Source organism: Nordella sp. HKS 07 (assembly GCF_011046735.1).
GTDB lineage: Bacteria > Pseudomonadota > Alphaproteobacteria > Rhizobiales > Aestuariivirgaceae > Taklimakanibacter.
The window spans coordinates 4,437,195-4,453,184 of the sequence record NZ_CP049258.1 but is presented as its reverse complement, the minus strand read 5'-3'; the positions used below and the strand labels follow the sequence as shown (position 1 = coordinate 4,453,184).

Below are 15,990 nucleotides of genomic sequence, written 5' to 3'. Positions count from 1 at the left end.
GAACGCGACCTGATTGGCGTCATTCTTCCAGGATGGCGGGTTGAAAGCCCCTCCAACACCCCATAATCTGGCTGGAGATGTGATGCCTGGAAAACGTCTTTGATTGATTGCGGTCCGGAATTCTCGAAATGCCCCTCGGCGACGCGACCCTGCTCGAACTGATAAGGCTGGCACGCCAGCGCGGTGGCATCTCGATGGAAGATCTTCAAAAAGCGTTGCCGCTCGAAAGCATGTCCGTCGAAGAGATCTCGCATATCGTCAATCGCCTGGACGAGGCCGGTTTCGATCTCGAACTAGATCCGAACCTGCTCTCCCCTAAGCGCAAATCGGCTCCGCAGGACATAGCGACGGTCGCGAAACCCGAACAGACCGTTCCGCCGGAGATGGCGCCTGAAAGACGAACACAGTCAACAATCATTCCGACTGCAGCAGATAAGCCAATCCGGAAGAACCAGGACATACCGCGCTCCGGCTCTCCCGTGCCGGCGCACATGCTTCCGTGGGTAGCGGCCTTCGCAATTGTGGTGCTCGCGGTCTTTTTCGCTTTCGCATTTTGATCTCGATCGCATCTCCTCAAAAATCGACACGCGGTGTGTCGGGTATCTGCTGCTCAAACAGATTCCAGAATGACGAGCCGCGGGCTTCGGCGTACCAGCTTTCAAAATCGGCAAGCGCCTTGTGGGCGAGGCCCACAATTTCGCCTTCAGACGAGGCTTGAGCCCGAAACAGCGCCAGCGCCACTGGACCGAAGTGCGTCATCACCTCCGCTTGCGCCTCGCCGTCCGAATTCCAGCCGAGACGCGCGCGTAACGCTGCAAAGGCGGTCGCGACCGCGATCTCCTCGTCTTCGGCTGTTTCCATCGAGCTGGCGATCGCCTGCATCAGATTGTATCGCCGGAAAGCAAAGGCACGCTCCTCCTCAAGCGCCTGGATGCGCAAAGTGGCCTCACGCCGAAAGCATCCCTCAGCGCTTTTGGCGACTTCGGCTGCTGTCTTCAGGTCGAGAAGAAAGGAGGATGGCCTTGTCACTCACATAATCCCCTATCTATCCAAATGCCGTCTCGCGGCCCCTCCTGGGTTTGAAGTCTAGACGCCCCACCGGGGACGATGCTCCTTCAGAGACTTCTGCGTTCGGCATCGGCAAGGCGAAGGAGCGCGACCGCCGACCAACTCAATAGACCTCCCCCTTCTTTAGCAGACGAACGCCAATCTTTTTAGTCCGAAGTCGCTATGATCCATAGCTCCGATGAGGGACGCCCGATTGTCGTCGCCTCGCGGAAAGGCCTCAGGGGTTCCGGGCCGATCGGCAGGATTGGGGAATATCAAGATTTGAATACGCTCGGACTTTAAATGGCCGTCTTGGATGGCCGGGCTTATTCGGATTAAAACCGGCCTCCGACCTTCCACCCAGTTCTAACGACTCCCGGGGCGTTTCATTTCGTTTCTGAATAGAAACCACAACACAGGCAATTTGATCATGATCGAGAGCAGTGTTATAAGAACTACAGCTATAATCCGGGAGCTTTGCGCAGATGCTTCAAGCGCGCCAATATAATTCGTGACCTGTGCCTGAGAGGCGAAAGAGAAACATCGCCTTGGAATGATTTCGATGAAGATGGTGTAAGGCCCCCCAGGCCGCGCAAAGGGCGGAAGAGGAAGTAGCAATCAGTGAAACTTTTCGATCTCACCCCTCTGCTAAAGCAAGTAGAGCCTCATAGAAACGAGGTGGTGGAGATCAATGGCGTATCCATGCCGAAGAGCGCGGCCATGCTGATGTCCGTTTTCGCAACTCAAACCGACTATTTTGCGCGTGCAGAACTATCTATGTGCGCAATCTCTGAATGTACATTAGCGAACAATACCGCAGCTGCCGTCAAATTGGCACAGGCGCATCATCAGGAGTTCCGCAATGACACATCGCTGATGATTCTATCCGAAGCATTGATTGAGAATAATGAGCTGGAGGCGGGATTTTTGCACGCCAAGAAAGCTCTCGAATTGGCGATCCGGAAGCAAAGTTATGTGAATTATGCGGCGGGAAACTTGGTTCGGCTGTCCGTCAAGACAGGCTCAGTCGAGACGGTGAACGAGGCGATGGAGGCGCTCATCGACTCTACACAGCTGCCGTGCAACAGAGACTGCGTATTGGAATCCGACTGGTGTGATAAGGCAGAAGCTCTTGGCGCCGATATGGAGTCGATATCCTGGATCAGGTCGGTCGCCGCAAAGCAAATGAAGCACTTGAAACGCTACAGGCGGAGGCTTGCGCGCAAGTCGTAAGCCAATACGGAGATTTGGCAATATCAGATCGGATGATGTGTACTCGGGCGATTGCTGCCGGGCTTTGCAGTTGGGCCTCCATATCGGACAGCCGATGGAACTCGCATCAAAGGGGTTCGGCTGGCGGAAGAGAGTGGGAGTCGAACCCACCAAGGACCGTCTCGCGGCCCCTCCCGGGTTTGAAGTCCGGACGCCCCACCGGGGACGATGCTCCTCCAGAGACTTCTGCATTCGGCATTTCATTATCATCCGCAAGCCGGAACAGGTCCAGACGAGCGCGGTTGATACGGCGCCAATCACCGCGCCTCAGCGTCACACCGTGGCGATCGAGAAATTCGAGAATGTGGATCGCCAGCTTGCGCCCGCTGCCGACACGATCACGAAACTGGGCGGCGCTGAATTGCGCATCGGGAACCGAGATTGCCAGATCGCGGGTGATGTCGACGATCTCGGCCAAGGCGCCGCGCAGGAAGAAGTGGTCATGCGCCACCTCATGCGTCTTTCCCATGCGGGAGGTGAGCTTCAAGAGCCTGCGAATCTCGGCTTCGGGCCTGGGCAATGTCCCGGCGATGTCACGCACCCGTGGCGGGTGGAAGCGCGCTGGGCCACCGAGAAGCGGCTCAATCTCAAGCCAGAGAGCTTCGTCCTTCGACGCAAGCCGTACCTCATGGCTCGGCAGCCTGACCCAGGCGCCGTCAAGAGCGAGCTCATGGGCGCAGGCGAGCTCACGCAGGACCGCGATGAAAGCGGGGGCGGGAAGGCGCGGTGCGACCGCAAGCCTCAGCCTTTCCATCCCGATGCCCGGCAGGTTCGGGTTGTCGGCATGGAATGAACTCAATGTCAGGGCCAAAGCGCGCTTTAGTTCCGTCCAATGAGCGGCCGAGAAGACGAGACTCATCTCCGCAAGGGGGATATGCGCAAGCCTGAGGCGAGCGATCACGCTTTCAGCCTCAGCACGGCTCAGCGCTCGATCGCGCGCGAAGGCGGCGAGGTCGAGATAAAACGGTGGCATCGACAGGAGTGCCGCGACCGCCTGCTCAGGATCCCGTATGGCGTGCGCATCGAGCCGCGCCAGCCGTTCGGGTGCACGACGTTTGCGCGCGAGCGCCCTCAGATCGAGGAAGCTTCCACCACCAATGGTGCGCTGTGCGGACGTATCCCTCACGACGTAGCGATCGCCGGCGGCGGCGGCAATCGGTGTGTCGAGCACGAGTTGAACCATGGCTTTGCCGTCGGGCCGCACCGGTTCGTCGCTGAGCAGCACGATCCGCGCACCGACCTCGGCTGAGGCATGGTGCAATCGCACCGGAAACCATTGGCCGACCGGCCTGGGCTCGCCGGACAGAATACGCAAACCGGCGTCGATGCGATCGGTCGGCGCGTGAAGTTCGGGATCGAGGATCACATCGCCGCGGTGGATCGCTTCCTTGGCGATGCTTTCGCCATCCAAGTTGAGGGCGCAGCGATCTCCGGCCCTGCCCCGCTCGGCCTCGCGGTTCTGCGCATGGATGGAACGGATCCGTGCCGCCAGTCCCGATGGCGAAACCACGACATGGTCGCCGATGCCGACCGCGCCCGACAACACGGTGCCGGTCACGACGGTACCAATACCCTTCAGCGTGAAAGAGCGGTCTACCGCTAGCCTGAAGCGGCCGGAAGCCTCATGATCGACGGCGTGTGACGCCTCGAAGAGAAGACTCTTGAGCTTGTCGACGCCCTCGCCGGTGACCGACGAGACGGAAATCACTTCCGCTTGAGCGAGACCCGTTTGGGAAATCGCCGTCCTGATTTCCGCCGTGACCGCAACACGACGCTCAGGCGTCGCCAGATCGGTCTTGCTGAGGACCACGGCGCCCTGTTTGATGCCGAGGAGATCGATGATGGCAAGATGCTCCAGCGTCTGCGGCATGAGGCCGTCATCGGCGGCCACGACCAGGAGTACGAAGTCGATGCCGCTCGCCCCTGCCAGCATCGTGTGCACGAAACGCTCGTGGCCTGGCACATCCACGAAACCGATGATATTTCCATCGGGTGCGGGCAAATAGGCGAAGCCCAGATCGATGGTCATGCCGCGGGCCTTCTCTTCCTGCAGGCGGTCGGTATCGACGCCGGTCAGCGCCTGCACCAGCGCGGTCTTGCCATGATCGACATGTCCCGCTGTGCCGATGATCATGGTGTGACCTCCGGCAGTGGCTGGGCGGCCCGATGCACTGCTTCGGCGACCTCGTCAGCGCTAAGCGCTGCGCGAGCCGCCGCCATATAGCGTGTCGCGAGACTGCTGCCCCGGGCCTCGGCGCGCAGCAGCCAGGCGAGCGCCGTGACCGCATCCGCCTCTACGCCGGCGCCCAAATGGCAGGCGGCGCCCAGCATCGCCTGGCCGTCCGCATCTCCCAGAAACGCCGCACGGCGCCACCACCGGGCGGCTTCGGCGGGATCGCGCGCAACGCCCAGCGCATTGTGGTGTAGCATGCCGAGCCGGGTCATCGCCGATGCGATCCCCTGCCCCGCGGCGGCCAGCGCCCAGCGCTGTGCTTCGGCGACGTCAGGTTCGATGACTTCACCTTCGAGCAGCATCCAGCTCAGCATGTCCTGGGCCGGGCCGTCGCCCTGTTCGGAAGCCAAACGATAAAGTTCGGCGGCACGCCGATAATCCTGTGCGACACCGAGCCCGCGAAAGTAGAGCGCCGCTAGATTCCTCTGCCCGACAGGGTCATTGCCTTCCGCGGCAAGCGTCAGCCAGCGGAAGGCAAGTTCGGGATTGTGTTCGACACCGCGTCCTTCCGCCAGGCAGGCGCCAATATTGTTCTGGGCACGCGCCACACCCATTTGCGCGAGCGGCTCCCAGATGGCGAGAGCTGACGCATGGTCGCCGCGCTGCACGGCGTTGAACGCGGCAGCCATTTTTTTGGCCACTGGCGCTTCGGCCGGTTTGCGAACCAGGCGGTCAAGCCATCGCATCGGCCTCTCCTCTCGCGAGACCGGCGAAATTGGCGATGAAGCCTGCCTCATCTTCAAGGCAGCGCAAGTCGAGAACCAGCGCCTGGTTCTCGATCCTGCCGATGACGGGAACGCTGAGCCGCCGTAGCGCCTGGGCCAGGGCTGCCAGCGCGTGACCGCCGCCCGAGCGCGCGCGCAAAGCAAGGCCGGCACTCGGCAACGTCTCGAGCGGCAAAGCGCCCGATCCGATCTGGCTCGGGCAATCGATGATATCGACCGAGAATGCGTCGCCCAGCACATCGGCCAGCACGGGGCGAAGACGCGCCGCTTGTCGCGCGATGTCGGCCTCAGGGCGCGCCAGCAATCGAAGCGTCGGCAAGCGCTCGACGAGGCGGTCGGGGTCGCGATAGAGCTTCAGCGTTGCTTCGAGCGCCGCCAGCCGCAGCTTGTCCACCCGCAGCGCCCGTTTCATCGGATTGCGGCCGAGGGCGGCGATCATATCCTTGCGCCCGACGATGAATCCCGCCTGCGGACCGCCCAAGAGCTTGTCGCCCGAGAAGGTGACGAGATCGGCGCCGTCAGCGACCGCCTCGCGGACCGTCGGCTCGTGGCTCAGACCGAAGCGCCCAAGATCGACGAGCGTGCCCGACCCCAGATCATGGACCAGCGCTACGCTCTGCGCTTTGGCGATTGCGGCCAGCTCGCGCGCCGGGACTTCCGCGGTAAAGCCTTCGACGCGGTAGTTCGATGTGTGCACCTTGAGGACGAGCCCCGTTTCGGGCCCGATCGCCGCCACGTAGTCTTTCGCATGCGTGCGGTTGGTGGTGCCGACTTCGACGAGCCTGGCACCCGCACGGGTCATGATATCCGGCATGCGGAACGAGCCGCCGATCTCGATCAGCTCGCCACGCGAAACGATCGCCTCGCGTCCCAGCGCAAAGGTGTTGAGGACCAGGAGAACCGCCGCCGCGTTGTTGTTGACGACCGTCGCGTCCTCCGCACCGGTCATCTCACAGATGAGCGAGCGCAGATGATCGTCGCGTTCACCGCGCTCACCTTTCTCGATGTCGAATTCGAGAGAAACGGACTTGCGCGTGACACTGCTTATGGCCTCAATAACCTCGTCCGCCAGCAGCGCCCGACCCAGATTGGTGTGCAGCACGGTGCCGGTAAGGTTGTAGACCGGACGCAAGGAAGATCGTTCCGCGGATTTGAGCTGTTCCAGGGCATCCGCCGCGACATCGTCCGCTTCCGAACTCCGGCCTTCCGCCAAGCCGGATGCACGCGCTCTTGCGAGCACGGCGCGAATGGCGTCCGTGGTGGCCTGCCGGCCGAACCGCTCCTTTGCCGTTTGCGCGAGCGGTGTCTTCAGCACCTGATCGACCGAGGGAAGCGCACGCAAGCTGTTCGCGGACAGTCCGGTCATGGCCTCCTCAATAGCCGATCAGGAACGGGTTGAACGATCCACGGCGATAAGGACCGTCACGCATCAAGAGATCGAGCGCCAATGTCGCCACGTCATCGGTGGTCGGATCGAGGGCCGGGTCCTTGTGCTGATGAAAAATCTTCACATAGCCGCGACAAGAATCGCAGGTCTCGGCTTTGACGGTTCCGGGACCACCGTCGATTTCCTGGTAGCCGATCCCCTTGGTCGAACCGCACAAGGAGCATTTGATGCGCACATAGTTCCACAGCGTGGCACAGAGCGAGCAGGCACAGAAGCGCGCGCCATGGGCGCCATGCCAGCCGACGATCACTGAAGATACCGGAGGACCGCCGCAGGCCGGACAGGCGCCATCGCCGACGGGAACCAGTGCGCCGGCCTCGAGGCGCGAGGCCAGGCGAGCGAAATGCACCTGCAATGCCGCCGCGACATAGACATGCTGCGCCAGATCCTCGATCGGGATCGCATCGGCGAGCACATTGCGCATGCGATGCTCTTGTTCCAAAGACCCGGCCCCGATCAGCCGGTCGAGAGCTTCCGCAGCGGGCTTCGGCTTGTCGATTGCCGAGGCAGCAGAGAGCAGCTTCTCGAGCGTTGCTAAGGCCGCCACGTGAGAGAATTTGGCGCGATCGAGCGGCGGCATGCCATAATCGCGCGCCCGCTTGAGTGTTTCCGGATCGGGCAGCTCGGGCTCAGGCAAGTCATCCTGGATCTCGTGCTGAGCCCCCGCGAGAGCGGCGAGGAAATTCAGATAGGGACCGAGCTGATGACCAAGCGCCAAGGCCGCGAACCTTTGGGCGCGACTTGCGAACAGGACTGTCGGGTCCGGCAGACGGGCGAAAGGCGGCACTGAAATTTCACCGATAGCGGTAGGATCGGAACCGGCTGGAATGATCTGTTTGGTCATCCATACCTCACGAACCGCACGGGCCATGTGGCTGCCTCAGCACTTCGTGATCCTACAGGTTTTTCCGCTCTCATCCAACTAGTGTGCTGAACGCGAAGTTCCTGTTATCAGACGGCTCGCACCGACAGGAACTTCGCGTTCAAAAGCACACTAGACTCATTGAGTTTTCTAGTGTCCTTCCGAATCCGAAGTTCGCTCAGGAGGTCCCGCTGGCTGTGGCGAACTTCGGATTCGGGACACTAGCGGCGGCGTTCGTCCTTCCGCCGCTGACCTGCTCAAACTGCTGTGGAAAGCCCTATCGCCTGCTCTTCTTTGCCGGCTTCGATGCTGACGCCTCAGCCGGCCTCAGCGTCACGAGCTCGCGCAGCCATTTGCGGTGGTGCCGCCAGGCCCAGCCGCCGGTCACCGAACCGCGGGTCATCGCGTTGATGGTCCCCCTCACCCAGATCGCAGCATAGACATGAATGATCCACACACCGATGATCACTACCGCGGCGATTGTATGGATGATGAGGGCCAATCGCTGCTGCGGTATGGTCGAATAGGTGGAGAAATACCGCTCCCAGATGAGGAGACCACTCAGGATCAGAATGATGATCAGGATAGACATGGCCCAGAACACGAATTTCTGGCCGGCATTGTACTTGCCGACCTCGGGCAGGTTCTCTTCATGCGCGGCAAGCACGTCGCGCACACGCGCAAGCCAGGTGCCGTCCTCGCGCTTCCAAAGATTGGCCTTCCAGAAACGCAGGAAGAGCCCGAGGAAGCTGAAGAAGAGCACGACGCCGATCCACGGATGGATAATGCGCACCCAGGCGCCGCCGCCGAACAGGCTCGTGAGGAAGTACAGGCGCGGATGGAACAATGAGAGGCCGGACAGAGCGAGAAGCACGAGGCTCGCCGCCGTAATCCAGTGATTGATCCTGGCGCCGAGTGTGTAACGATCGACGGTCACGGGCCTGCCGGGATGAACCCGGTCGCCCGGCTGTATGTCATACGCGGCCATGGCGGTCACCTTCCGTCAGCTCTTCGGCACGCTCCTCGTCCCTTTCCGTGACCTTGTTCGGCCCCACGATCATGTGGTGGAGGAAGCCGAGCGCCGCCGCGACACCGATCACGGTGAGGCCGGCATATTTGGTGACCCCCTTCCACGCTTCTATCACCGGGCTGATCCGGGGATCCCTGGGCAGGCCTGAATATAATTCCGGCTCATCGGCATGATGCAATACATACATGACATGCGTGCCACCGACGCCCGGTGGATCGTAGAGGCCGGCATTGGCGAAGCCCCGCGACTTCAGGTCGGCGATACGGCCCTCGGCATGCTGTTTCATTTCATCCTTGGTGCCGAAGACGATTGCCTGGGTCGGACATGCCTTGGCGCAGGCGGGTCCCTGCCCGACCGCGACGCGATCGGAGCAGAGCGTGCACTTATAGGCGGTATTGTCGACGCGCGAGATGCGCGGAATGTCGAACGGACAGCCCTTGACGCAGTAGCCGCAGCCAATGCAGTTCTCGTGGACGAAGTCGACGATACCGTTCGAATACTGAACGATCGCGCCCGGCGCCGGGCAGGCCTTGAGGCAGCCGGGATCGGCGCAATGCATGCAGCCGTCCTTGCGGATCAGCCATTCGAGATTATCGGTCTCGGGATTTTCCCACTCGGTATAGCGCATGAGCGTGAACATCTCCGGCGTCAGGTCGGGCGGGTTCTCGAAGACGCCGGCAAAGACGCCGACTTCCGGCTTCGTGTCGTTCCACTCGATGCAGGCCGTCTGGCAGGCCTTGCAGCCGATGCATTTGGAGACATCGATGAGCTTGGCGACCTCGGTCTGCATCTGCGCAGGCTGCGGTACCGTCGAGGCGGAGCGGCGGATCAGATCCAACTCGGAGAAACGCGCCGGCGTGTAGGTGACGGGGGGATTGGGAATGGGAGGAAACATGTGCCGCCTCCTATGCCGTCGGACCGGGAATGGACTCGATATTGACCAGAAACGCCTTGTATTCCGGCGTCTCGATATTGGCGTCACCGACAAAAGGCGTCAGCATATTCGGGCCGAAGCCTTTCTTCGCCAGTCCGGTGAAGCCCCAATGCAGCGGTATGCCGATGATATGAACGGTCGTGCCATCGCAGACGAGCGGCTTGATCCGCTTGGTCACCATGGCCTTCGCGGTGACCGAGCCGCGCTTCGACCACACCCTTACCCAACCACCCTTGGTGATCCCCTTTTCCGCCGCCAGCTGTTCCGAAATCTCGACGAAGAATTCGGGCTGTATCACGGCATTGGCGAGCACGTGCTTGGTCCAATAGTGAAAATGCTCGGTCAGACGGTAGGACGTCGCCGCATAAGGAAATTCCTTGGAAGCCGCTTCGGCGAATTGGGCCAGATCGCCCTCGAACACCCGGGCGACGGGATTGCCGCGCACCTTGGGGGCGATCGGATTCACGATCGGCGATTCAAACGGCTCGTAATGTGCCGGGAACGGTCCGTCGCGCATCATGCCCCGCGTGAAGAGACGCGAGACGCCTTCCGGATTCATGATGAACGGGCCGACTTCTCCAGGCTTCGCCGTCGGCGCGATGTCCGGGACGTCGTAGCCCGACCATTTCGTGCCATCCCATTCGATCAGCTTGCGGGTTGGATCCCAGGCCTTCCCGTTGAGATCGGCGGAAGCGCGATTGTAGAGAATGCGGCGATTGGCCGGCCACGAGAATGTCCATTTCAGATAAGCGCCGGTCTCATCGGGATCGCTCGTGTCCCGCCTTGCCATGTTGTTGCCGTTCTCATTGTAGCAGCCGGAATAGATCCAGCATCCAGAAGCGGTGGAACCGTCGTCGCGCAGCGCGGCAAAGCCCGGTACCAGCTTCCCGGCCTCGACCAGCACCTTCGTCGGATCGGCCGTATCCATCACTGGCGCCAGCGCCCGGCCATTGATCTCCTGCGCGATCTCCTCGGCTTTCGGAGCTCCCGGATCGGCGTAGGGCCATTGGAGGTTGAGGATGGGATCGGCAAACGCGCCGCCCTCCTTGCGGTAGAGGTCCTTCAGCCGCAGATGGATCTGCGCCATGATCCAGGTGTCATGCTTCGCCTCGCCCGGGGGTGTGCCGCCGGCCCAATGCCACTGCAACCAACGTCCCGAATTGGTGAGCGAGCCGTCATCCTCGGCGAAGCAAGTCGAGGGCAGTTCGATCACCTCGGTCTGGATCGCCGCTGTATCGACGTCATTATAGGCGCCGTGGTTCTCCCAGAACCGCGACGTCTCCGTCGCCAGGGGATCCATCACGACGAGGAACTTCAGCTTGGAGAGAGCGGCGGTGATCTTCTTCCGGTTCGGAAACGCCTGCATCGGGTTGAAGCCCTGGCAGAAATAGCCGTTGAGCTTGCCCTGATTCATCATGTCGAAAGCGCGCAATATGTCATAGCCCGGCAGATCGAGCTTAGGCAGGTAGTTGTAGGCGAAGTCGTTGGCGACGGTCGCTGCCGGGCCCCACATCGATTTCTGGAAGCTGACAAAAAACTTCTTGTAGTTCTGCCAGTAGCTCATCTGGTTCGGCCGCAGCGGCTTGAAGCCGCGAGTCGACATGTAGGTGGCGAGGTCCGGCTCCTTCTGCGTCGGCAAAGTGAGATAGCCCGGCAGCAAGTTGGACATCAGCCCGACATCGGTAAGCCCCTGGATGTTGGAGTGGCCGCGAAGCGCGTTCATGCCACCACCGCGAATGCCGATATTGCCCAGAATGAGCTGCAGCATCGCCATGCCGCGGATGTTCTGCGAGCCCTTCGAGTGCTGCGTCCAGCCGAGCGCGTACATCGAGGTCATCGCCTTTTGCGGCGATGAGCATTCGGCGATCATCCCGGCCACTTTCAGGAATTTCTCCTTGGGCGTACCGCAGATGCGCTCGACCATCTCGGGCGTATAGACCGCGACATGGTTCTTGAGCAGGTTCCAGACGCAGCGCGGGTTTTGCAAGGTGTCGTCGACAACGGCAAAACCGTCCGCGCCGATCTCGTAGTCCCAGGTGGATTTGTCGTAATCGCGCCTGGTCTCGTCATATCCGGAGAAGAGACCGTCCTGGTAAGTGAAGCCCTGTTTGACGATATAAGCGGCGTTGGTGAACGCCTTGACATAGTCCCACTGGACCTTGTCGTTGCTGATGCAGTAATTGATCAGCCCGAGCAGGAATGCGATGTCGCTGCCCTGGCGGATCGGCGCATAGACGTCCGATACCGAGGCCGAGCGCGTGAAGCGCGGGTCGATGACGATGAGCTTGGCGCCGCGATTGGCTTTCGCCTCGGTAACCCATTTGAATCCGCAGGGATGCGCTTCAGCGGCATTTCCCCCATGATGACGACAAGATCCGTGTTCCTGATGTCGGTCCAGGAATTCGTCATTGCTCCGCGGCCGAATGTTGGGGCGAGACTCGCCACCGTCGGTCCGTGTCAGACACGTGCCTGGTTATCGAACACCAGCATTCCAGCGCTGCGCACCACCTTGTAGGTCGCGAACGCTGTTTCATTGGTCGTTGCCGAGGCGGCGAGGAAACCGGTGGTCAGCCAGCGGTTGACCGTCACGCCATCATTGTTCGTCGCAACGAAGTTCTTGTCGCGATCGTCCTTCATCAGGCGGGCGATGCGGTCGAGTGCCGCTTCCCAGGTTACGGGTTCGAACTTGTCCGAGCCGGGCTTGCGGACCATCGGATGCTGCAAGCGCGTCGGCGCCTTGACGAAGCCGAGCAGAGCCGACCCCTTCGGGCACAAGGTGCCGCGGTTGGTCGGATGGTCGGTGTCGCCCTCGATATGGATGATCTCGGCCTGTTCGCCCTTGCGAAGATCGCCCTTCGAATAGAGGATGACGCCGCATGCCACCGAGCAATAGGGGCAGGTGTTGCGGGTCTCAGTCGTGTTGACGAGTTTGAACGGCCGTATGGCCGCCGCTTGCGCGGCCTCGATTTCGCCGAAGCCCATGGCTCCAAGCGAAGTACAGGCAAGACCCGCGCCTGCCGTCTGCAGAAACGCGCGCCGCGAGAGTTCGACATTCATCGGAACTTCCTCCCGTAGTTGACGCCCCGCAAGGCGTCCCAAACCAAGGGTACGAAGCCTATCTTGAACCGATTCAAACCAATGTCAAACGTACGAGAATGGCCAACGCCCAACTGAATGTTGACGCCGGTCCGGGGAAAACCCTACTGTCGGGTGTGGTGTCGGAACGGGCTCCCGCGTGCCGGGGCGCTACTCGGACAACGGCCTGCAGCGGTGACAACAAGCACCCTGGCGCGCGATTTGCGCCCCTCCCTGGCCACCAATCCCAGCGCAATTTGAGGAGGCCTCGCCATGGCAGCACCGTTTACGGCTGAACTCGCGCCTGCTCCCTTCCGCCTGACCAGCCTCGCTCATGGCGGCGGCTGCGGCTGTAAGCTGTCGCCTTCCGTCCTGCAGCAGCTTCTTGCCGATGAGGTCAAGATCAATCCCTTCCGGCAGCTCCTGGTCGGTACCGAGACTGGCGATGATGCCGCCGTCTGGCAGATCGACGATGAAACCTGCGTCATCGCGACCACCGATTTCTTCATGCCGATGGTGGACGATCCTTATGATTTCGGCCGCATCGCGGCGACCAATGCCATTTCCGATGTCTACGCGATGGGCGGCCGGCCGATCATGGCGCTGGCGATCCTCGGCATGCCGCTCGACAAGATACCGACGCCCATGGTCCGTGAAATCCTGAAAGGAGGCAGAGACGTCTGCGGCGCAGCGGGAATCCCGGTCGCGGGCGGCCATTCGATCGATTCACCCGAGCCCATTTATGGTCTCGCCGTGATCGGCACATGCCGGCCGGAGGATGTCAGGCGCAACTCGAACGCAAAGCCGGGAGATGCCTTGATCCTGACCAAAGCGATCGGCGTCGGCATCTATTCCGCCGCCATCAAGAAAGAGAGGCTCGCTCCGAGCGGCTATGCCGAAATGATCCAATCGACCACCCTTCTCAACCGGATCGGTGCTGAGCTGGCGCAGGACCCGAATGTCCATGCGATCACCGACGTGACCGGTTTCGGGCTGCTTGGACATGCGCTCGAAATGGCGCGCGGCTCCAGTTGCGCTCTCGTCATCCGGGCCGGCGATATTCCGCTCTTTTCTGAAGCGGCATCGCTTGCCCGTGACGGCTATGTCACCGGCGCGTCACGGCGCAACTGGGCAAGCTATGGCGAAGCGGTGATGCTGCCTGAGGATATGCCGGAATGGTGCCGCCATCTTCTCACCGATCCGCAGACTTCAGGCGGGTTGCTGATCGCCTGCCAAGGCGACGGCGCAGCGGCACTGGTGGAAAAGATCATCACGGCAGGCAATCCGTCGGCCCGGCTGGTGGGCCATGTGGAACAAGGGCCGTCTTCCGTATCAGTCCAGGCGTGAGGCTGCAGCCATCACGGCGGCGTAATCGCCTGATGGCGTTCGTCGAGATAGCGCTCAAGCCACGTATAGCCGGCGTAGGTGCCCGATGGGACGATGTTGTTCCGATCGGCTGCGTTGTTCGGGTTGAGACCGTTTGCCTGCTCGAAGCTTTTCGGCATGCCGTCATTGTCGCTATCAACCGGCGCTGGCGGCCCGGTAATCGTGGGGAAGGAAGCCGATGTCGTATAAGGCGGGTTGGTGGCAGGGGCCATCGACACGTTATTGACAAAGCCGATCCACTTCGCGTCCAGACTGTCGCGCGGGAAGGCCCCAACTTGTTGCATCAGGTGGTTCTTGAGCGTCGCCGTGCCCATTATCGGGGCACTCAACGCCCCGATAGGCGCGGTCTGGCTTGCCTCGGTGCATGGAGTCGGCGGGCCCAGCTTCGTGATCCTGCACTGCGGGATGGCCGGCGAGCCCAGGAGCAGGTTGTCGTTGGCGCTCCCCGTCCCAACCGGCGCATACCACCTGTTCGTGGCAGCGGTGTCATTGCCTTGATTGATGAGCGCGATCGGGTCCGTCGATTTCGGCCCGCGCTCCATGATGCTGGCCACGACATTCGCGCAGGTGCCGATGTTGCTTGCGTCCGGATGATCGTCGGCGACCATGATACCGAACTGACCCGGGTTCGAGATCAGGGTGTTGATGACGTCATGCACCCTTTCGTTATGGGCGCCACATCCCACCGACTTCAAGGCCGGATTGCGCCACCGATATGAGCTGATGATGTCGCGCCAGAGAGTGGTCTTGCCGCAGTCTCCCCGGTGCTGGTCCGAGCAGAAGATGGGGCCGTAATCGTGATCCAATGGTGAAAGCGGATAGGCGAACAGGCTGTATGCGACCGTGATGTTTTTACCGCTCTGAAATGAGTACATCGCCTGGTCGGATCCATATCCGACAGACATGTGATCGAGGTAAATGTCCTGTGGATCGACGGCGCCTAGTTTCTCGATACCGATGCCACTCCGATTGCCCCGTGTGCGATCCCAGGCGGGTTCATTGCCCGGGCGCACGCGAAGGTGCCTCAGAAACACGTTGCTGGCCACGATGCGAATGGGAGTTGCGGCGTCAATATCCGCAATGCCGGGCTTCAGGCGAATCTGAACGCCGCCGGGGCTTGTCTGACCCGCCACCGTCAAGGCGCCGCTGCTCACAACAATCTGGGTCGCAAGCTGGATCGTGCCGCTCGTTCTGAATACGCAGGTGCGTGGCCCAGTCGACTCCATGCAGGCCCGGAGGCTGCCCTGGCCGCTGTCCGCCGTATTCGTAACAATGAAGACGGCGCCCCCGCGCCCTCCAGTCGTAGCCCGGCCAGCGCCGGAAGCGCCGGGAAACGTGTCAAGCGCCCGCGCGGATTGCGCGGTCGCCAAGGCAAGTGCGATGAGAGTGGCGGTCACCTTGCCGCAAGATGAGGTCGAAGGAGAAGCAAAGTCAGAGTGACGACAAACACGCAACCCTAGACCCCGGGCGCCTGACAGAATAGGCGCTACAAAATTCCCAATCCAGGGCATGTGGCACCTCGAGCTGCGCCTGAGCGGTCGCAGGTAACGCAAGCCAACGCGTGAAAGTTACCATATTTTGGACAGCGGTTCCACGGCCTCCTGACAGATGCGGCGCGGGGTCGGGCCGATCGAACCGCCGTAATCAGTCGACGATGAACAGTTTAGCGCCCTTGGCCGTTGAGGACCTGTGCGACGCGTCGCCATGATCGGAGACCTGGTAGCTCATGCCCGCCGTCAGCGTAAAGCGCCGGCCGTCCTTCAGTTCCGTATTCAGTTCACCCTCAAGCACATAGAGGATGTGGCCGCGGTCGCACCAATGATCTGCCAGATAGCCGGGACTGTACTCCACCACCCTTATGCGTATGTCGCCGATATTCAGTGTGCGCCAGAAGGCCGTACCGCTCTCGCCCGGGTGCTCGGTGGGCACGATTGCCGACCAATCGGTCGTAGAAAAGGCATGCTCAGGCAACTTCATCA

Annotated in this window: 11 protein-coding genes, 1 tRNA gene and 2 pseudogenes; 3 read left to right on the top strand and 11 right to left on the bottom strand. The window is 61.4% G+C overall.

Annotated features, from left to right (window positions below):
• The first annotated feature begins 128 nt into the window (after positions 1 to 128).
• Positions 129 to 557 carry an RNA polymerase sigma factor region1.1 domain-containing protein gene (locus G5V57_RS20910; protein ID WP_165169491.1) on the top strand — a complete coding sequence of 143 codons (429 nt, stop codon included), beginning with the start codon at positions 129 to 131 and terminating at the stop codon, positions 555 to 557.
• 16 nt (positions 558 to 573) lie between these two features.
• On the opposite strand, the gene G5V57_RS20905 is transcribed toward G5V57_RS20910, so the two are convergent.
• Positions 574 to 939, bottom strand: coding sequence for a hypothetical protein (locus G5V57_RS20905; RefSeq protein WP_165169490.1), 366 nt, complete (start codon positions 937 to 939; stop codon positions 574 to 576).
• A gap of 729 nt (positions 940 to 1,668) precedes the next feature.
• Between G5V57_RS20905 and G5V57_RS20900 the strand changes: the two genes are divergently transcribed.
• Positions 1,669 to 2,280 (top strand): hypothetical protein, encoded by a 612-nt coding sequence (locus tag G5V57_RS20900; RefSeq protein ID WP_165169489.1) that lies wholly within the window; start codon positions 1,669 to 1,671, stop codon positions 2,278 to 2,280.
• A gap of 121 nt (positions 2,281 to 2,401) precedes the next feature.
• Here G5V57_RS20900 and G5V57_RS20895 read toward each other — a convergent pair.
• The 8 genes and pseudogenes from G5V57_RS20895 to fdnG all read right to left on the bottom strand — a co-directional run bounded on the left by G5V57_RS20895 (position 2,402) and on the right by fdnG (position 12,607).
• Positions 2,402 to 2,497: transfer RNA gene (locus G5V57_RS20895), tRNA-Sec, on the bottom strand.
• Positions 2,498 to 2,620: 123 nt separating this feature from the next.
• A pseudogene (selB, locus tag G5V57_RS20890) lies at positions 2,621 to 4,453 on the bottom strand (selenocysteine-specific translation elongation factor); the annotation flags it as partial.
• A complete protein-coding gene (locus G5V57_RS20885; protein WP_165169488.1) occupies positions 4,450 to 5,238 on the bottom strand; it encodes a tetratricopeptide repeat protein in 789 nt (262 codons plus the stop codon). The pseudogene selB and the gene G5V57_RS20885, both read right to left, overlap by 4 nt.
• Entirely contained in the window at positions 5,225 to 6,643 is a 1,419-nt protein-coding gene (gene selA, locus G5V57_RS20880) for an L-seryl-tRNA(Sec) selenium transferase (RefSeq protein ID WP_165169487.1), read from the bottom strand. The genes G5V57_RS20885 and selA overlap by 14 nt, the downstream gene beginning before the upstream one ends.
• A gap of 7 nt (positions 6,644 to 6,650) precedes the next feature.
• On the bottom strand, positions 6,651 to 7,568 hold the full coding sequence (fdhE, locus tag G5V57_RS20875) for a formate dehydrogenase accessory protein FdhE (protein WP_165169486.1): 918 nt from the start codon (positions 7,566 to 7,568) through the stop codon (positions 6,651 to 6,653).
• A gap of 295 nt (positions 7,569 to 7,863) precedes the next feature.
• The gene (locus tag G5V57_RS20870; RefSeq protein WP_165169485.1) at positions 7,864 to 8,574 is read right to left on the bottom strand and encodes a formate dehydrogenase subunit gamma; all 711 of its coding nucleotides are present in this window, start codon (positions 8,572 to 8,574) and stop codon (positions 7,864 to 7,866) included.
• Entirely contained in the window at positions 8,561 to 9,511 is a 951-nt protein-coding gene (fdxH, locus tag G5V57_RS20865; protein ID WP_165169484.1) for a formate dehydrogenase subunit beta, read from the bottom strand. The genes G5V57_RS20870 and fdxH overlap by 14 nt, the downstream gene beginning before the upstream one ends.
• A gap of 10 nt (positions 9,512 to 9,521) precedes the next feature.
• Positions 9,522 to 12,607, bottom strand: a pseudogene (fdnG, locus tag G5V57_RS20860) (formate dehydrogenase-N subunit alpha).
• Between the two features lie 291 nt (positions 12,608 to 12,898).
• Here fdnG and selD point away from each other — a divergent pair.
• Complete coding sequence (selD, locus tag G5V57_RS20855; protein WP_165169483.1) at positions 12,899 to 13,972, top strand: selenide, water dikinase SelD; 1,074 nt, start codon at positions 12,899 to 12,901, stop codon at positions 13,970 to 13,972.
• 11 nt (positions 13,973 to 13,983) lie between these two features.
• Here selD and G5V57_RS20850 read toward each other — a convergent pair whose 3' ends face one another.
• The gene (locus G5V57_RS20850; protein WP_165169482.1) at positions 13,984 to 15,408 is read right to left on the bottom strand and encodes a hypothetical protein; all 1,425 of its coding nucleotides are present in this window, start codon (positions 15,406 to 15,408) and stop codon (positions 13,984 to 13,986) included.
• Positions 15,409 to 15,655: 247 nt separating this feature from the next.
• Positions 15,656 to 15,988 carry a DHCW motif cupin fold protein gene (locus G5V57_RS20845; RefSeq protein ID WP_165174204.1) on the bottom strand — a complete coding sequence of 111 codons (333 nt, stop codon included), beginning with the start codon at positions 15,986 to 15,988 and terminating at the stop codon, positions 15,656 to 15,658.
• Positions 15,989 to 15,990 lie beyond the last annotated feature (2 nt).

Excerpts from the sequence above, each read along its gene's own strand:
- selD (WP_165169483.1), top strand. The coding sequence starts at position 12,899 with ATGGCAGCACCGTTTACGGCTGAACTCGCGCCTGCTCCCTTCCGCCTG.
- selA (WP_165169487.1), bottom strand. The coding sequence starts at position 6,643 with ATGACCGGACTGTCCGCGAACAGCTTGCGTGCGCTTCCCTCGGTCGAT.
- G5V57_RS20910 (WP_165169491.1), top strand. The coding sequence starts at position 129 with ATGCCCCTCGGCGACGCGACCCTGCTCGAACTGATAAGGCTGGCACGC.
- fdxH (WP_165169484.1), bottom strand. The coding sequence starts at position 9,511 with ATGTTTCCTCCCATTCCCAATCCCCCCGTCACCTACACGCCGGCGCGT.
- fdhE (WP_165169486.1), bottom strand. The coding sequence starts at position 7,568 with ATGACCAAACAGATCATTCCAGCCGGTTCCGATCCTACCGCTATCGGT.
- G5V57_RS20870 (WP_165169485.1), bottom strand. The coding sequence starts at position 8,574 with ATGGCCGCGTATGACATACAGCCGGGCGACCGGGTTCATCCCGGCAGG.
- G5V57_RS20845 (WP_165174204.1), bottom strand. The coding sequence starts at position 15,988 with ATGAAGTTGCCTGAGCATGCCTTTTCTACGACCGATTGGTCGGCAATC.
- G5V57_RS20885 (WP_165169488.1), bottom strand. The coding sequence starts at position 5,238 with ATGCGATGGCTTGACCGCCTGGTTCGCAAACCGGCCGAAGCGCCAGTG.